Source organism: Psychrobacillus sp. FSL H8-0483, assembly GCF_038637725.1.
GTDB lineage: Bacteria > Bacillota > Bacilli > Bacillales_A > Planococcaceae > Psychrobacillus.
This window is the reverse complement of sequence record NZ_CP152052.1, coordinates 4,054,570-4,069,317: the sequence shown is the minus strand read 5'-3', so window position 1 is coordinate 4,069,317 and position 14,748 is coordinate 4,054,570. Positions and strand designations below refer to the sequence as shown.

The following is a 14,748-nucleotide window of genomic DNA, read 5'->3' as shown; positions in this document are numbered from 1 at the left end:
GATAAGCTGGCGCCTTTCGCTTTTCTCGAAATAAAAAACCTCTTCAAAAAAGAAGAGGTTAAAGGTTTAACGACTTCTTATTTCCCAGTCAATGGACTGCAAGAATTAGCACCGTGTCTAGTAACTAGACCGGTTGCCGGGTATCATAGGGCTCGTCCCTCCACCTGCTCTAAATAAGAAAAATTTATTCAATTGAGATTAGTTTTGTCAAATTAATAATGATTATTTCATGCAACAGAAAGATTGTCAATATAATTTTTAGAATGTTTTTTTTATTGAAATAAATTATTGACAACTCTTTTTCTAATATGCTAGGATTCATTTCAAATAGCATAAATTTGTAAGTAATAGCACTCTTATCAAGAGCAGGCAGAGGGTAATGGCCCGATGAAGCCCAGCAACCGACCGTAATACCGTTGTGAAACGGGGCGCTTTTCGCGCCGAGATGTATATTCTCGTAAGGCACGGTGCTAATTCCATCAGAAAGGTAACTTTCTGAAAGATAAGAGGCGAGAAGTCTCTTATTCTACGCCTCTTTCTTTTGAAAGAGGCTTTTTATTTTGTAAATGAAAGGTAGAGAAGAATGATGATAACTACAAAAAAACAATATGAATCATTAACAGAAGAGCGTGCAATTTTATATGCGAAAGAACTGAATTTCTTTCCAAAGGAAGCGGAATTAAATTGTCGCGAAATTGGTGATGGTAACCTAAATTATGTGTTTCACATAAAGGAATGTAATGGAGAGAAAAGTCTCATTATCAAACAGGCTTTACCATATGCAAAAGTGATTGGAGAAAGCTGGCCACTAACGTTAAAACGTGCCGTAATTGAAGCTAATGCATTAAAAAAACACGGTGAATTTGCGACTGGATTGGTTCCGACTGTATACGCGAGCGACGAGGAACTTGCAATTACGGTTATGGAGGATTTATCCCATTTAAAAATTGCACGCGAAGGATTAATTCATTATGAATCTTATCCGAAGCTATCAAAGGATATTGGGGAGTATCTTGCTCAAACCCTTTTCCATACATCTGATCTTGCATTACACCCGTTTGAAAAAAAACGACTAGTGTCTGAGTTTTCTAATCCAGAGCTATGTAAAATTACAGAAGATCTTATTTTCACGGATCCATTTTTTGATCACGATACAAATGACTATGAACTTTCGTTGAGAGAAGAAGTGGAAGCTATTTGGAATAATGGGCCATTAAAACTGGAAGTCGCGAAATTGAAAAAAAGTTTCTTGACGGAAGCGGAAGCATTACTTCATGGAGATTTGCATACAGGAAGTATCTTTGCTAGCGAAACAGAAACGAAAGTGATAGACCCAGAGTTTGCTTTTTATGGACCTATGGGATTCGATGTTGGATTATTTTTAGCAAATATGATGGTGCAATCCATTACAAGAGAAGCGGAAGAGCGAATTGTGATTCTCGATCATATCGAACAAACGTGGGAAGTGTTTTCATCCAACTTTTCTACACTATGGAAATCAAAAGGTATTGAATCCTATAAAGATACTGAGGGATTTGAAGAGTACGTATTGGATAAAATTTTCACCGATACACTAGGTTTTGCTGGTTGTGAATTAATTCGGCGTACAATCGGGTTAGCACATGTGAAGGATTTGGATGGGATTGCAGATGACGAAAAACGAATCCTTTTCAAAAAACAGGCTTTACTAATAGGGGAAGCACTCATATTAAAACGCAATGAAATTAAATCTATTCATGCAGTAATTGCATTACTGGAGGAGTTACACAAATGAGTATTCCGTTATCGATAGAGTGGACCAATAAGAAACTTAGAATTATAAATCAGCAGAAATTACCTCTTGAAGTGGACTATTTAACACTAGAAACAATAGAAGATGTGTACGATGCAATTGTTACTTTAAAAGTACGAGGGGCTCCTGCTATTGGTATTACAGCTGCATATGGCTTAGCTAGAGCTGCTCAGCATTACGAAACAAATACATTAGAAGAGTTCTATCAGCATTTGGAAAAGGATGCCTTGTATTTAGGGGAATCAAGACCAACAGCCGTCAATTTAGTTTGGGCGTTAGATCGTTTGCAAAGAGTAGCTAAAGATGCTGCAACTATTCAAGAAGCGAAGGAACTGTTGTTAGAGGAAGCTATCGTCATTCATAAGGAAGACGAAGCATCATGCAGAAATATTGGTGAATTTGCCCTCTCCTTACTTGAAAATCAGACGAAAGTTATGACTATATGCAATGCAGGATCTATTGCAACTGCAAAATATGGAACTGCGTTAGCCCCTTTCCATCTTGGAAGCGAACGAGGAAAACGGTTTGAAGTATTCGCTTGTGAAACTAGACCAGTGTTTCAAGGTTCACGACTGACTGTTTGGGAACTTCAGCAATCAGGTGTTGACGTTACGCTGATAACAGACAGTATGGCCGCACATACAATCGGTGCAAAAGGAATTGAAGCAATTATTGTTGGAGCAGACCGAATAGTTGCAAACGGTGATACTGCTAATAAAATTGGAACTCTTAACCTGGCATTATTAGCGGCTGCATATCAAATTCCGTTTTATGTGGCTGCACCGTCTTCCACTTTTGATTTAACTATTGAAAATGGAAAAGAAATACCGATTGAAGAACGTCCATCAGATGAAATAACACATGTTGCAGGAAAGCAAGTAGCCCCATTAAATACAAAAGTATTTAATCCTGCATTTGATGTCACACCTGGCAAATACATTACAGCAATCATTACCGAAAAAGGAATCATCTACCCGGAATACAATAAAAATATTCCCGCTTTATTGGGAACAGAAAAAGGAGAAAGATCATGAAAACAAAAATACATTGGATCTTATCGGTACTATTAATAATTGGTGTCTTATTAACAGGATGTCAACCAAAAGGAGAAACAAAGGAAGAAGCACCTGCTTCCACTAAATCGGAGGTTTCCGATAATCCATTAGCAGGTAAGAAAATTGCATTAGTTATGCAACAAAACCTCGGTACTTTCTCGGCTCAGTACATTGAAGGTGTAAAAGAACAAGTGGAGAAATTTGGTGGAACTGTCACGGTGTTTACTTCTGAAGGGGATCTAGCTAAAATGGCTTCCAACCTTGATGCAGCAGTAAACCAAGGTATGGATGGAATATTAATTGATCACGGAACAAAAGAAGCGCTTAACCAAGGAGTACAAAATGCTGTTGATAAAGGAATACCAGTAGTAGCTTTTGATGCAGGCGTGGAAGTGGAAGGGATAACAGTATTAGAGCAAGGCGATCAAAAGATGGCTGAAATGACTTTAGAAAAATTAGCAATTGATGCAAATGGAGAAGCTAACATAGTAAAAATATGGGTAGCAGGTTTTGCTCCAATGGAAAGAAGACAAATTGCGTATGAGCAATTTTTAAAAGAAAATCAAGGAATTAAGGAAATCGCAACTTTCGGTGCAGCTACACAAAATACAGCACTAGACACTCAAGCGCAAATGGAAGCAATTTTAAAACAATACCCAAATAAGGGGGAAATTACAGCTGTTTGGGCGGCTTGGGATGAATTTGCAAAAGGTGCAGTTCGTGCGATTGAACAAGCAGGTAGAACGGATATAAAAGTTTATAGTATTGATATGAGCGATGAAGATTTACAAATGATTCAAAAAGAAAATAGTCCATGGGCAGCTTCAGCTGCTGTAGATCCAATGGATATAGGGCGTATTCAAGTTCGCTATTTATATCAAAAAATAAATGGAGAGACTCCAGAGGAAAGAGTTGTCCTAGAACCAGTTTTTGTTGACGCAGAAAAACTTCCAGCAGAAACGGTGACAACAAATGACTTACATGAGTTTATCGAAGGCTGGGGTGCCAGCGAACAAGGTTACACAGATGCATTGAAAGAGTTAGAAAATCAATAACCTCAACTAATTGCAGCTGTCCTTAAAAGTGGACAGTTTCTTTTTTAGAAAGGAGTGTATTTATGGCAAATCCTTTTCTTTCAATGAATTCAATACGTAAATCATTTGGAAATGTGGTAGCACTAGAAAGCGCAGAATTTCATCTAGCAAAAGGCGAAGTGCATGCATTGCTCGGTGTAAATGGTGCGGGTAAAAGTACGCTTATAAAAATTTTATCAGGCGTGTACGAACAAGACGAAGGGGAGATTTGGATAGACGGTGAAAATGTTCGACTCCGATCACCAAAAGCGGCAAAAGACCAAGGGATTTATTGCGTTTATCAAGAAGTGGATACAGCAATTGTTCCTGAATTATCCGTTGCTGAAAATATTATGCTAGATACAATTGCTACTAGCAACCGTTTGTTCATCTCAACCTCGAAGTTGTACAAAGAGGCGAGCCATGCACTGAAGCAACTGCAAGTAGAAAACATTGCAGTACAACAACCAGCATTTAAACTTACTTTAGCTGAAAAACAATTAGTATTAATTGCAAGAGCCCTTGTTAGCTCAGCAAAAATAATCATTTTCGACGAACCAACTGCTCCTTTGTCACTTCATGAATCAGATAAGCTTTTTTCAGTAATTAACAAACTAAAAACGCAAGGTGTTAGTTGTATATTTATTTCACATCGACTTCCAGAAGTGTTTGAAATAAGTGACCGAATTACCGTAATGCGTGATGGAAGGCTAGTGGAAACTTTTCATACACTAGATGCAGAACCAGAAATTATTATAGAAGCAATGCTTGGTGCTTCTTTTGATCAGGAGCAGGTAACGCGAAATTATACATTAGGAGAAACAATACTCGAGGTAAAAGGATTATCAGATGGTCAAAAATTAAAGGATCTTTCGTTTACTGTTTCAGAAGGAGAAATTGTTGGTATTGTAGGACTCGTTGGTGCAGGGAAAACGGAGCTGGCCAAAGTGTTGTTTGGTTCAAGTCCACAAAAAAAGGGTAGTGTAATGCTTTCAGGTAAAAACCTAAACGTAAAACATCCCGAGGATGCAATACGTGCCGGCATGGCACTTATTCCAGAGGAACGCAGAAAAGAAGGCCTTTTTGTGCATGAGTCTTTACAAACGAATACTTCTTTTCCGAACTTAAAAAAATTTTCAGGCCTATTATTTATGAATAAAAGAGCTGAAAAAAGTTTTGCAAAGGATATCATTAATCGACTACAAATTAAAACAGATCACACAGAAACACCGCTTGTCCATTTAAGTGGGGGAAATCAACAAAAAGTAGTTATTGGAAAATGGATGTCACGTAATTCCAAAGTCTATTTATTTGATGAACCGACCAAAGGTGTTGATATCGGTGCAAAAAAGGACATTTTTAAGCTAATTCGTGACCTAGCAGAGGACGGGAAAGGTTGCCTATACTTTTCTAGCGAGATACAAGAAGTAATCGGTATTTCGGATCGTATTTTAGTTATGTATAATGGTCAATTCGTGAAGGAGTTTTCACGTGCAGATGCGACCCAAGAAAGGATTTTGCTGTATGCAAGCGGGGGAAAAGAAGAATAATTTACAAGAGCAAGGTATTCAATTTATTTTTAAATACGGGGCCATCGTTTTATTATTTATAATTATTTTATATTTTAGCTCCATCAGTAATGTTTTTTTTACATATGGAAATTTTACAGATATATTACGTTCCATTTCTATCGTTACTCTCTTAGCGTTAGGTGTGACTTTTACACTAGTAGTAGGGGGTTTTGATTTATCTGTAGGTTCAACCATGTCTCTATCTACGGTCATAACAGCTTCTCTAATGGTATGGTATGAAATGCCACTTTGGCTTGTGTTAATTTTACCAATATTAATTGGCGCGTTAGTCGGATTGCTCAACAGTTTTCTGATCGTCGTAATAGGAATTCCTGATCTACTCGCAACGTTAAGTATGATGTATATTGTTGCAGGTTTTCATCGCACGTACACAGAAGGCTATTCGATTTATAATAATATGCCTCTTACTGCCGGTGGAACTGCCCCAGGTCAATTGTCGGATGCATTCCTGTGGATTGGTCAAGGAAGAATGCTTGGATTACCAGTTCCGGTATGGATTATGCTTGTAATGGTGTTGCTCGCTTATGTTGTACTCCACCATACTCGTTGGGGACGTGTGCTATATATGACAGGAGGAAACGCGGAAGCCGCAACCTTGTCAGGAGTGAATATCCGAAAAGTGAAATGTGCGGCATACGTGATTTCGGGTATTTTTGCTTCTATGGCAGGTATATTATTTACTGCACGTGTTGGTTCTGGTCAAATTGACGCGGGTGCACCGCTTTTAATGGAAGCCGTAGCAGCTGTCTTTGTAGGATATTCCGTATTGGGAGCTGGAAAACCAAACGCTATTGGCACATTTTTTGGAGCAGCTGTTATTGGTATCTTACTAAATGGATTAACCATTTTAAACTTGCCGTATTATGCTTTTGATATTATTAAAGGAATGGTACTAGTTTCAGCACTTGCAGTTACGTATGTTTATGCTAAAAAACGATTCAACCAAATATAATAAATTTTGTGTCTCGAAGTACTTGTTTTCTGTGCGTGCAAGTATATAATTCTAGCATATACACTATTATTTATTGAATGGGCTGACAGAATGAGAACGTATAATGAAAAGGTTAGTATTTACCATGGCATGGCATCTACTATTGCACTTAACTTTTCGAATAATTTTTTTCCAATTTTCGCGATTACAATATTAGGCGCAACCAATTATCAAGTGGGGTTAATTAGTTCATTACCTCCTTTGATTGCTTTGTTAATGACAATACCAGCAGCTATACTACTAAATCGGGCGGAAGCGCAAAAGAAACTAGTTGCGATGTCTGTTTTACTTGCTCGACTCATGTTTTTGTTGATTGTGATCGTAGTTTATTTACCCTCACCTTCGCTACAAGCTTGGGCATTTTTAGGTATTATTGCATTCATTAGTGTTCCGAACACGGTAGCCACTATTGGATGGCAAACTTTAATTAGTGGAATGGTCAGTGAATCTAGAAGAGGGCAATTCTTCAGTGATCGAAATCGTCTACTAACGATGGTTGGGCTTGTATCGACATTACTTATTGGTATCTTAATGAAAGATGCCTCTGAAAACGTTACTGCGTATCAAATTCTTTTTGCAATAGCTTTTGGTTTTGGATTATTAGAGGTTTTATTCTTATTGAAGCATGAAGAGGATGTCGTGCCAGTAGAGAATAAACTAGTGAAAAAAAAATCCATGGACTGGAGCATTTTTAAAGATGCCAACTATGTTTGGTTTTTAGCTGCTGCGTTATTTTTTAATTTTGCGTGGCAAATGGCATGGGGGTTATTCAATATTTATAATGTACGGGTAGCAGGGGCAACAATCTTTTGGATTAGTATGTTTTCGGTTGGTAGTCTGCTTATGCAGTTTTTAACGTTTCCTTTATGGAAGAAGTGGGCGGATAAAAAGTCCAATATGCTTGTTTTTATATGGGCGGCAGTTGGAATGGCTACAACACCTTTTTTAACTGTGTTATCTACAAACTTATATTATTTAACATTTATCCAAACGATATCTGGATTTTTCTTGTCGGGTACTGTATTGATATTATTTAATTTATTATTGGAGCAATCACCGGAACAATCACGAACGTATTGTATTACGACCTATAATGTATTGCTTGCTTTTGTTGCATTCATCGCTCCACAAATAGGTATTTGGCTATTGGACCACTTAAGTATGGAAATAGCGATGGACATTAGCTCTGTATTACGACTTTTAAGTGCAGGTGGATTTCTTTTTGTATATCTACGATCAAAAAAGGGGCTGTCCCTAAAGTCATATAGTGACTGAGAGATGTTCCCTTTTCCAATGTATTGATTTCCGTTCCAAGACGGACGCTTTCCGCGGGCATGGCTTCAGTCTCCTCAGGCCAACACGATGTTGGTCACGAAGGCGTTGCCACACGAGGTGGCGCGTTCTTAGCCTTCGTTCCTTTGTTCGCTCCTGCGGGGCCTTCAGCGCATGCACCTGCCGCTTCGCTTTCGGTGCAGAAAACATCTGCTATTCCCGCTGGAGTCGCCGTCTTTCACTACAATCAATTGCCTACAAAAAATAGTAATTTTAATAAAAAGGATACAAAAAACAGGTGTAGAAAAAGACTCGTTTTTCTACACCTGCTTCAATTTATGGGCTTATTAGACAGCCCCTTTTTATCGTTATGTTGGTAACGTATCCTTGTATTTCTTCCTCAATTCATTTAAATCTTCCAATTTTGATATAGAATGTTCTTTTTACTCATGATGCGATGGTGTGCTCACAAGATAAGGATGTGCACCAATTTTTATCATGTGTTTTTATTATCTTTTCCCTATTCCATGTAGGATAAACTGGACGGTACGCTCTGTCTCCAATTCATCATCCCATTGACTATCTGGGAATAAGATGTAACGAGAAATTAAGTAACCAAGAATACTGGTGGTGGCTAGTCTAGCCATACTTGCAGAAGGCATTTCAATTAATTGACCTTTATCTTGATAATCTTTAATAACAATCAAAATTCGATCGAATGTTTTTTTCGCAATCTGTTCTAGGAATTGCTCTTTCAATTCAGGATGAAAAGGGATTTCCTGAATCATTATTTTGATAACGGGAAGAAGCTTTTTAATAACCTCTCTTCGGTTTTCAATCGTTGCTCTTAAAAAGTCTTCGGCATTTTCATAAGGTTGATCTAGTACTTTGTGAAAATCTTTTACAATGAATGGACCAATTAGTGTTGTCATGAGTGGAGCAACAATGGAAACGAGCAATTCTTTTTTCGTTTTATAGTGTCGGAAAATGGTGCCTTCAGCGACCCCAGCTTTTTTAGCGATTTCACTTGTAGAGGTAGCAGCATACCCTTTTTCTGAAAATGATTCTATAGCAGCAAGGATAATCTTTTTTTGCTTATCAGTTAATTTTTCTTCCTCAAATAGTTGTTGTAACAATATTTCTTCTTCGGACATCGCTGACTCCTTTCACTCGATACTTCTTATCTTTAGATTTTTCGATACTTCTTTAAAGCAACTATATTTAACACGATAAAAACGAGTGCGAATCCTAACAATACAAATAGGTCATTTTTAATACTATCTAACCCTAATCCTTTATACATAACGTCTACTAACGCATTTCCACCATAGTACATGGGCATACATTTAGCAATCATTTGCATCCATTCTGGCATTCCTTCTATTGGAAGAATACCAGCAAAAAAGACTTGAGGAATGATTGCGATCGGTATAAACTGCATCATCTGGAATTCTGAATTTGCAAAGGCGGATAATAAAATACCAAGTAACAAGGCAACAAGCGCTAGCGATAAATTAATCAAGACAACATTCCATAGAGAACCGACAAGCATAATATCTAAAACCTTCACTGCATAAAAAACAACGATAAGTGTTTGAATAATAGCAAATAGTCCGTAACCGATTAAATAACCAAAAACAATATCTCTCCTTAGAATAGGTGTTGCCATTAATCGATCTAACGTGCCCGTAGTACGTTCTCGTAATAATCCAATTCCAGAGATGAGAAAGACAAAGAAGAAGACAAAGAAACCGACTAAAATAGGACTTAACTGATCAAAAAACGTTGTTTCACTACTTCCATAAATATACGAAGTATGCATATCTGGTGTTTTCGTGTTGCCCAAATTTACTGGTATGTTTGAAAGGTTACTTTGAATATCTTGAAGAAATTTGGACAAGTTATTTGCTTGTTCCTTTGCACTTTCGAAGGAGATGGCCTGTAACACTTTTGTTTGTAAAACCTTGGATGTAGAAGGTTGATCATTTGTAAGTGTTAGATGGATTTCTTCTCCCTCTATTTGAAGAAACCCATCTAAGTGATCATGCTTCATGACTTGATTTGTATTTTTTAGTTGATCATACTGGATAACTTCAATTTCTTTGTCATTTAATTGTTCCACTAACTCCTCTTCAATCCCATTTACCCCTAGTCTAGGAGAGGAGGTATCAGCAGAAAGTAAGTAATGCAATAGAGTTAAAATGACTAGTGGTGCAACCATCATTAAAGCGAGTGTTCGTTTATCTCTTACCATTTGGATACAAATTCGTTTAACTAATGCGATTGTTCTCATCTTTCTCACCTCCAGCTTTTAAAAATACCTCTTCTAAACTATTAATTTGGTAATTGTTTTTCAATTCGAACGGAGATCCACTTGATATTATTTCTCCATCTCTAACCATAGCAAGTTGATCACATTTTTCTGCTTCGTCCATCACATGGGTTGTAATTAAAATGGTTTTACCTTCCTCTTTAAGGCGAGTAATCTCTGCCCAAATAGACTTTCTAAGCTCAGGATCGATCCCAACAGTCGGTTCATCTAATATTAATATTTGTGGATCGTGAATTAATGCAATTGCTAGAGATAACCTTCTCTTCATTCCACCTGAATAATTCTGAACTTTTTTTGTTAAATGAGGAGTCAAATTAACTAAATTAGCAGCATATGCAATTCGCTTTTTTTGCACATCTTTGTTTAATTTATAGAGGGAAGCAAAAAAAGTAAGATTTTCTAGTCCAGATAAGTCATTGTATAAAGCATCTGCCTGCGCCATGTACCCAATTTTTTGTAACAGATTCAAATTCGGAACTTGAGTATTTAGTACGTGAACTTGACCGCTGGAAGGTAGATCCATTCCTACGATAATTTTCACCAATGTTGTTTTACCAGAACCAGATGGTCCGATTAAGCCGAATATTTGACCAGAACCTACTGAAATACTAATGTCATTTAACACATTTTTATTTCCGAAACTTTTACTTACTTGATGCAATACAATGGTTGAGTTCATATTTAGAAACCTCCTCATTAGTTTGAGAGTGAGTAATCACTCATCTTGTTTTTATTATATGCATTACGAAACAAAGTTCAATGGTGTATGCTTCTTATAAAAGAATAATATAATTTATGTATGCGATTAGGATTGTATAATCACTATGATTAAAGTAAATGATTGCAAGGGGGGATTTTGAATAAAAACTCTAATTTCATTCTTAGTATTATTGATTTCGGTCTTATTTTATTTTAATTTGCAAATTACAGAACCTTTTAAGGAAGAGTTCCACGGGAAACAATTTTCGACATTTTATTTGGATTATGAAGAAAGTAAAATCGAGATTGGTATGATTGGAGATATTTTGTTGCATCTTCCATTATACAATTATGCAAGCTTTCTTCCTTCTTTTGAACCGGTAAGAGAAGAGTTGGAGTCAATCGATTTTTTATTAGCAAATCAAGAGTCTATTCCAGCAGGCGTTGAGTTTGGCTTATCTGGGTACCCAGACTTTGCTAGCCCAGCACATATTATAAGTGACTTGAAAACGATCGGTGTTGACATGGTATCGATGGCGAATAATCACACACTTGACCAAAAGGAAGCGGGTGTTTTGGCAGCCATAAACAATATGAAAACATACGATATGCCTTATATTGGCGCTTATGAATCGTTCGAGGATTTACAAACAGATCGTATCATTCAAGTAGAGAATATTAACTTTGGATTTCTCAGTTATACTTACGGTACGAATGGTCATGAAACGCCAAGTGAAAAGGATTATTTGGTGAACCGAATCGATGTAGAAAAAATTGCAAAGGATATTCGTTCCTTGAAGCCAAAAGTGGATTTTGTTGTAGTAAATATGCATTGGGGAAATGAGTATGAGCTTGAACCAACCGACAACCAGAAGCAACTAGCAAGTGCAATTGCGGATGCAGGCGCAGACATTATCTTTGGTCATCATCCTCATGTTATTCAGCCTTATGAGGTGATAACGACAGGTAGTGGTCACCGAACGCATGTGTTTTATTCGTTAGGGAATTTCTTTTCAGCACAAAAAATGGAGAACACGAACGTCGGTGGAATTGCAAAGTTAGAGATTTTGAAAAAAAGCATCAACGGCAAGCAAGTGTTAAGTATCGAGAATCCTACTTTCATATCAACAGCTGTTGTGAAGGGAGAACCTTATACGGTGAATTTGCTTGTAAACGTGGAAAATCAGATCGGCAAAACGGATAAATGGGTGCAGCAACATGTATTTGGTAGTTGTAATTGTCAATCTAAATAATTTTAAAAAGGTTATTGAAGCAAAACTCTGGCATGGTTATGAATGCTAGAGTTTTGTTTTTTGTCGTAATATATTTTTAAATGCCATTACATGTCGTTTGTTTTCCATCACAGGTGAGCATACACAGGAAAACAATCGCTTGAAGGCTGGATGACTAAGGGGTAGGATAGAAAGATTATGCTGCTGAACATCTCTTTTTATCGTATGGATGGACAGAAGTGACAACCCTTGCCCGCTATGAATAATCATTTCTTTAATCCCTTGGTTACTACTAATAGTAAGTATAGATTTCACCTTTAAACCATTGGAACGAATCATATGTTTTAAATATTCTCGCGTCCCAGAGCCTTCTTCCCTCATGAACCATGTTTGGTTTTGAAGATCTGCCATATTAACTGCCTCTTTTGAAACTAACTCATGCTGTATTGATCCAACGATGAATAATTCATCCTCCATGAAAGGCTCTACTAGCAATTCTCTATCATTTGTTTGACCCTCTATCAACCCAATATCGACATTAAGCAGTCGAACCGATTGAACAATTTCTTCCGTATTTCCTATAAATACTTCTATTTCAAGATTTGGATACTTCGCATGAAGTTCCACGAGTAATGGCGGAAGAACGTATTCACCTATAGTAAAGCTTGCACCAATGATGAGCTTTCCAATAATGTCATGGTGATGTTCGAGGATATCTTTTTGCGTTTGTTCATACATGGAAAGTATTTGTTTAGCTCGCTCATATAAAATTTCACCAGTAGGGGTGATTTTTAATACTTTTGGTGAGCGTATAAGCAGTTCCGTTTGAAATTCGGCTTCTAAGTTTTTTATATGCACACTTACACTCGGTTGTGAGATGTGAAGGAACTCAGCGGCTCTTGTAAAATTTTTTGTTTCTACTAGCGTTACAAATGTTTTAAGGGCATCATAGTACACTTGCTCACATCCAATCATTAAAAATCTTAATAATAGCGATTATATATATGTATTTTACTAATAATAGAAAGTTCCGTAAAGTGAACTTCACATAGGGGGGATTATGGAAGATGAAAGAGAAAGCTAATACATTTAAAATGAACCGGTCATTTTTTTACGGCATAGGTATTACACTGGTTATTGCTATATTAGCAAAATTATTATCCGGAGTTCCGTTTTTATCTATTATGGGACAATTAGTGATTGCTATTATATTAGGTATGGTTTGGAGCGCAACAATTGGTGTACCAACGCAGTTTCAAAGCGGTGTTTCTTTTTCAAGTAAAAAGTTGTTGCGATTAGGAATTATTTTATTGGGTATGCGGTTAAATTTAGCGGATATTTATCATGCTGGATTAAGTGTATTTTTAATTGCTCTTATTAATATTCTTTTTGCTTTATTTGTTGTATATGGATTTTCTCGTTTGTTTGGGGTAGATAAGAAGTTAGGTATTCTAACGGCTTGTGGGACAGCGATTTGCGGAGCGGCAGCAATTGTAGCGATAGCACCGCAAGTGAAAGCGAATGACGAAGAAACTGCCATAGGGGTTGCAACAATTGCTATACTTGGTACGTTATTTACGTTAGTATATACTTTTCTTTATCCTATCATGAATTTAACTTCTAGCGGATACGGTGTATTTGCTGGTGGGACATTACATGAAATAGCACACGTTATAGCTGCAGCGGAACCAGGAGGAAGCGATGCTGTGGATCTTGCTGTAATTGTGAAGCTCACGCGAGTAGCACTTTTAGTACCAATTGCTTTAGTTATAGGTTTTATTGTGCAAAAAGGAGAAAAAGGTGACTCGAAAAGTAAGTTTTCTATGTCCAGTATACCTTGGTTTATCATTGGATTTTTAGTAATGAGTGGTATTCACACGCTGGGGATTATTCCTGAAGAACTTGCTAGTTTTATTGTTTCAGTTGCATATCTACTTATTGGAATGGCAATGGCTGGGCTTGGGTTAAATATTGACATAAGAACATTTAAAAAGTTGGGCGTAAAGCCTTTTGCTGCTGGTCTGATCGGCTCTATTTTATTATCTATTCTAGGGTACGCACTTGTTTTCGCATTTCATTTAAATGTTTAGAAGGGGGTCTCCATGAGAGAACAAGATCATGATCGATTACTACGTATTAAAACAGCAGGAATTCGTGAGTGGCAACATCAGTCTGCACATTACAATCGTTACGAAGCAACCCCTTATATGGCACTCGAGGCACTTTTTGATGAGTATATGTGTACAAGTTCAGACAGATTTGTAGATTTCGGATGCGGTAAAGGTCGATTCTCATTTTACATCCATCACCATCTTCACGTTTCTGTAACTGGAGTTGAAATGAGTGGGCAGTTGTATCAAGAAGCACTGGAAAACCAAGGTAGATATATGGAGAAGGTAAAACACTCTAGAGCATCGATTAGGTTTGAACAAATCCTTGCAGAGGAGTATGAGGTTGAATCGAAAGAAAATCGGTTTTATTTTTTCAATCCATTTTCCATTCAAATTTTTCAAAAGGTCATCAGTAATATTCTTCTGTCGGTTGAAAATCATCCACGTTCAGTCGATGTAATCTTGTATTATCCTACTCCAGAGTACATCCAGTTTCTCGAAGTGAATACTGCATTCGAAATACTGAGAGAAGTAAGGGTGCCTGAGTTATATGACCAAAATAGCAATGAGCGATTTTTAATATATAGATATGAATAGTT

13 protein-coding genes and 2 riboswitches are annotated in these 14,748 nt (G+C 37.0%); of the genes, 9 read left to right on the top strand and 4 right to left on the bottom strand.

Annotation, left to right across the window (positions count from 1 at the left end; genetic code table 11):
• Window positions 1-74: 74 nt before the first annotated feature.
• Window positions 75-180, bottom strand: a riboswitch (SAM riboswitch).
• A gap of 173 nt (window positions 181-353) precedes the next feature.
• A riboswitch (SAM riboswitch) is annotated at window positions 354-509 on the top strand.
• A 74-nt stretch (window positions 510-583) separates the two neighbouring features.
• The 6 genes from mtnK to MHB48_RS19990 all read left to right on the top strand — a co-directional run bounded on the left by mtnK (window position 584) and on the right by MHB48_RS19990 (window position 7,778).
• The gene (mtnK, locus tag MHB48_RS20015; RefSeq protein ID WP_342599552.1) at window positions 584-1,774 is read left to right on the top strand and encodes an S-methyl-5-thioribose kinase; all 1,191 of its coding nucleotides are present in this window, start codon (window positions 584-586) and stop codon (window positions 1,772-1,774) included.
• On the top strand, window positions 1,771-2,826 hold the full coding sequence (gene mtnA, locus MHB48_RS20010; protein WP_342599551.1) for an S-methyl-5-thioribose-1-phosphate isomerase: 1,056 nt from the start codon (window positions 1,771-1,773) through the stop codon (window positions 2,824-2,826). The genes mtnK and mtnA overlap by 4 nt, the downstream gene beginning before the upstream one ends.
• Complete coding sequence (locus MHB48_RS20005) at window positions 2,823-3,902, top strand: sugar ABC transporter substrate-binding protein (RefSeq protein ID WP_342599550.1); 1,080 nt, start codon at window positions 2,823-2,825, stop codon at window positions 3,900-3,902. Before mtnA ends, MHB48_RS20005 begins: the two co-directional genes overlap by 4 nt.
• A gap of 62 nt (window positions 3,903-3,964) precedes the next feature.
• Window positions 3,965-5,470: a sugar ABC transporter ATP-binding protein gene (locus MHB48_RS20000; protein WP_342599549.1), complete on the top strand. Its 1,506-nt coding sequence runs from the start codon at window positions 3,965-3,967 to the stop codon at window positions 5,468-5,470.
• Window positions 5,445-6,464 carry an ABC transporter permease gene (locus MHB48_RS19995; RefSeq protein ID WP_342599548.1) on the top strand — a complete coding sequence of 340 codons (1,020 nt, stop codon included), beginning with the start codon at window positions 5,445-5,447 and terminating at the stop codon, window positions 6,462-6,464. The genes MHB48_RS20000 and MHB48_RS19995 overlap by 26 nt, the downstream gene beginning before the upstream one ends.
• A gap of 90 nt (window positions 6,465-6,554) precedes the next feature.
• Window positions 6,555-7,778, top strand: a complete 1,224-nt coding sequence (locus MHB48_RS19990; protein ID WP_342599547.1) for an MFS transporter — start codon at window positions 6,555-6,557, stop codon at window positions 7,776-7,778.
• 506 nt (window positions 7,779-8,284) lie between these two features.
• On the opposite strand, the gene MHB48_RS19985 is transcribed toward MHB48_RS19990, so the two are convergent.
• From MHB48_RS19985 to MHB48_RS19975, 3 genes are read right to left on the bottom strand one after another with little or no spacing between them, the layout of a single operon-like run.
• Window positions 8,285-8,929, bottom strand: coding sequence for a TetR/AcrR family transcriptional regulator (locus MHB48_RS19985; RefSeq protein WP_342599546.1), 645 nt, complete (start codon window positions 8,927-8,929; stop codon window positions 8,285-8,287).
• 32 nt (window positions 8,930-8,961) lie between these two features.
• Window positions 8,962-10,068, bottom strand: a complete 1,107-nt coding sequence (locus tag MHB48_RS19980) for an ABC transporter permease (RefSeq protein WP_342599545.1) — start codon at window positions 10,066-10,068, stop codon at window positions 8,962-8,964.
• Window positions 10,046-10,786 (bottom strand): ABC transporter ATP-binding protein, encoded by a 741-nt coding sequence (locus MHB48_RS19975; protein WP_342599544.1) that lies wholly within the window; start codon window positions 10,784-10,786, stop codon window positions 10,046-10,048. The genes MHB48_RS19980 and MHB48_RS19975 overlap by 23 nt, the downstream gene beginning before the upstream one ends.
• 331 nt (window positions 10,787-11,117) lie before the next feature.
• Here MHB48_RS19975 and MHB48_RS19970 point away from each other — a divergent pair, with 331 nt between their 5' ends.
• Window positions 11,118-12,059: a CapA family protein gene (locus MHB48_RS19970; RefSeq protein WP_342601436.1), complete on the top strand. Its 942-nt coding sequence runs from the start codon at window positions 11,118-11,120 to the stop codon at window positions 12,057-12,059.
• Window positions 12,060-12,104: 45 nt separating this feature from the next.
• Here MHB48_RS19970 and MHB48_RS19965 read toward each other — a convergent pair whose 3' ends face one another.
• Window positions 12,105-12,995, bottom strand: a complete 891-nt coding sequence (locus MHB48_RS19965; protein ID WP_342599543.1) for a LysR family transcriptional regulator — start codon at window positions 12,993-12,995, stop codon at window positions 12,105-12,107.
• 110 nt (window positions 12,996-13,105) lie between these two features.
• Here MHB48_RS19965 and MHB48_RS19960 point away from each other — a divergent pair, with 110 nt between their 5' ends.
• Together MHB48_RS19960 and MHB48_RS19955 are read left to right on the top strand one after the other, a co-directional pair.
• Complete coding sequence (locus tag MHB48_RS19960) at window positions 13,106-14,128, top strand: YeiH family protein (RefSeq protein ID WP_342599542.1); 1,023 nt, start codon at window positions 13,106-13,108, stop codon at window positions 14,126-14,128.
• A gap of 12 nt (window positions 14,129-14,140) precedes the next feature.
• Window positions 14,141-14,746: an SAM-dependent methyltransferase gene (locus MHB48_RS19955; RefSeq protein ID WP_342599541.1), complete on the top strand. Its 606-nt coding sequence runs from the start codon at window positions 14,141-14,143 to the stop codon at window positions 14,744-14,746.
• Window positions 14,747-14,748 lie beyond the last annotated feature (2 nt).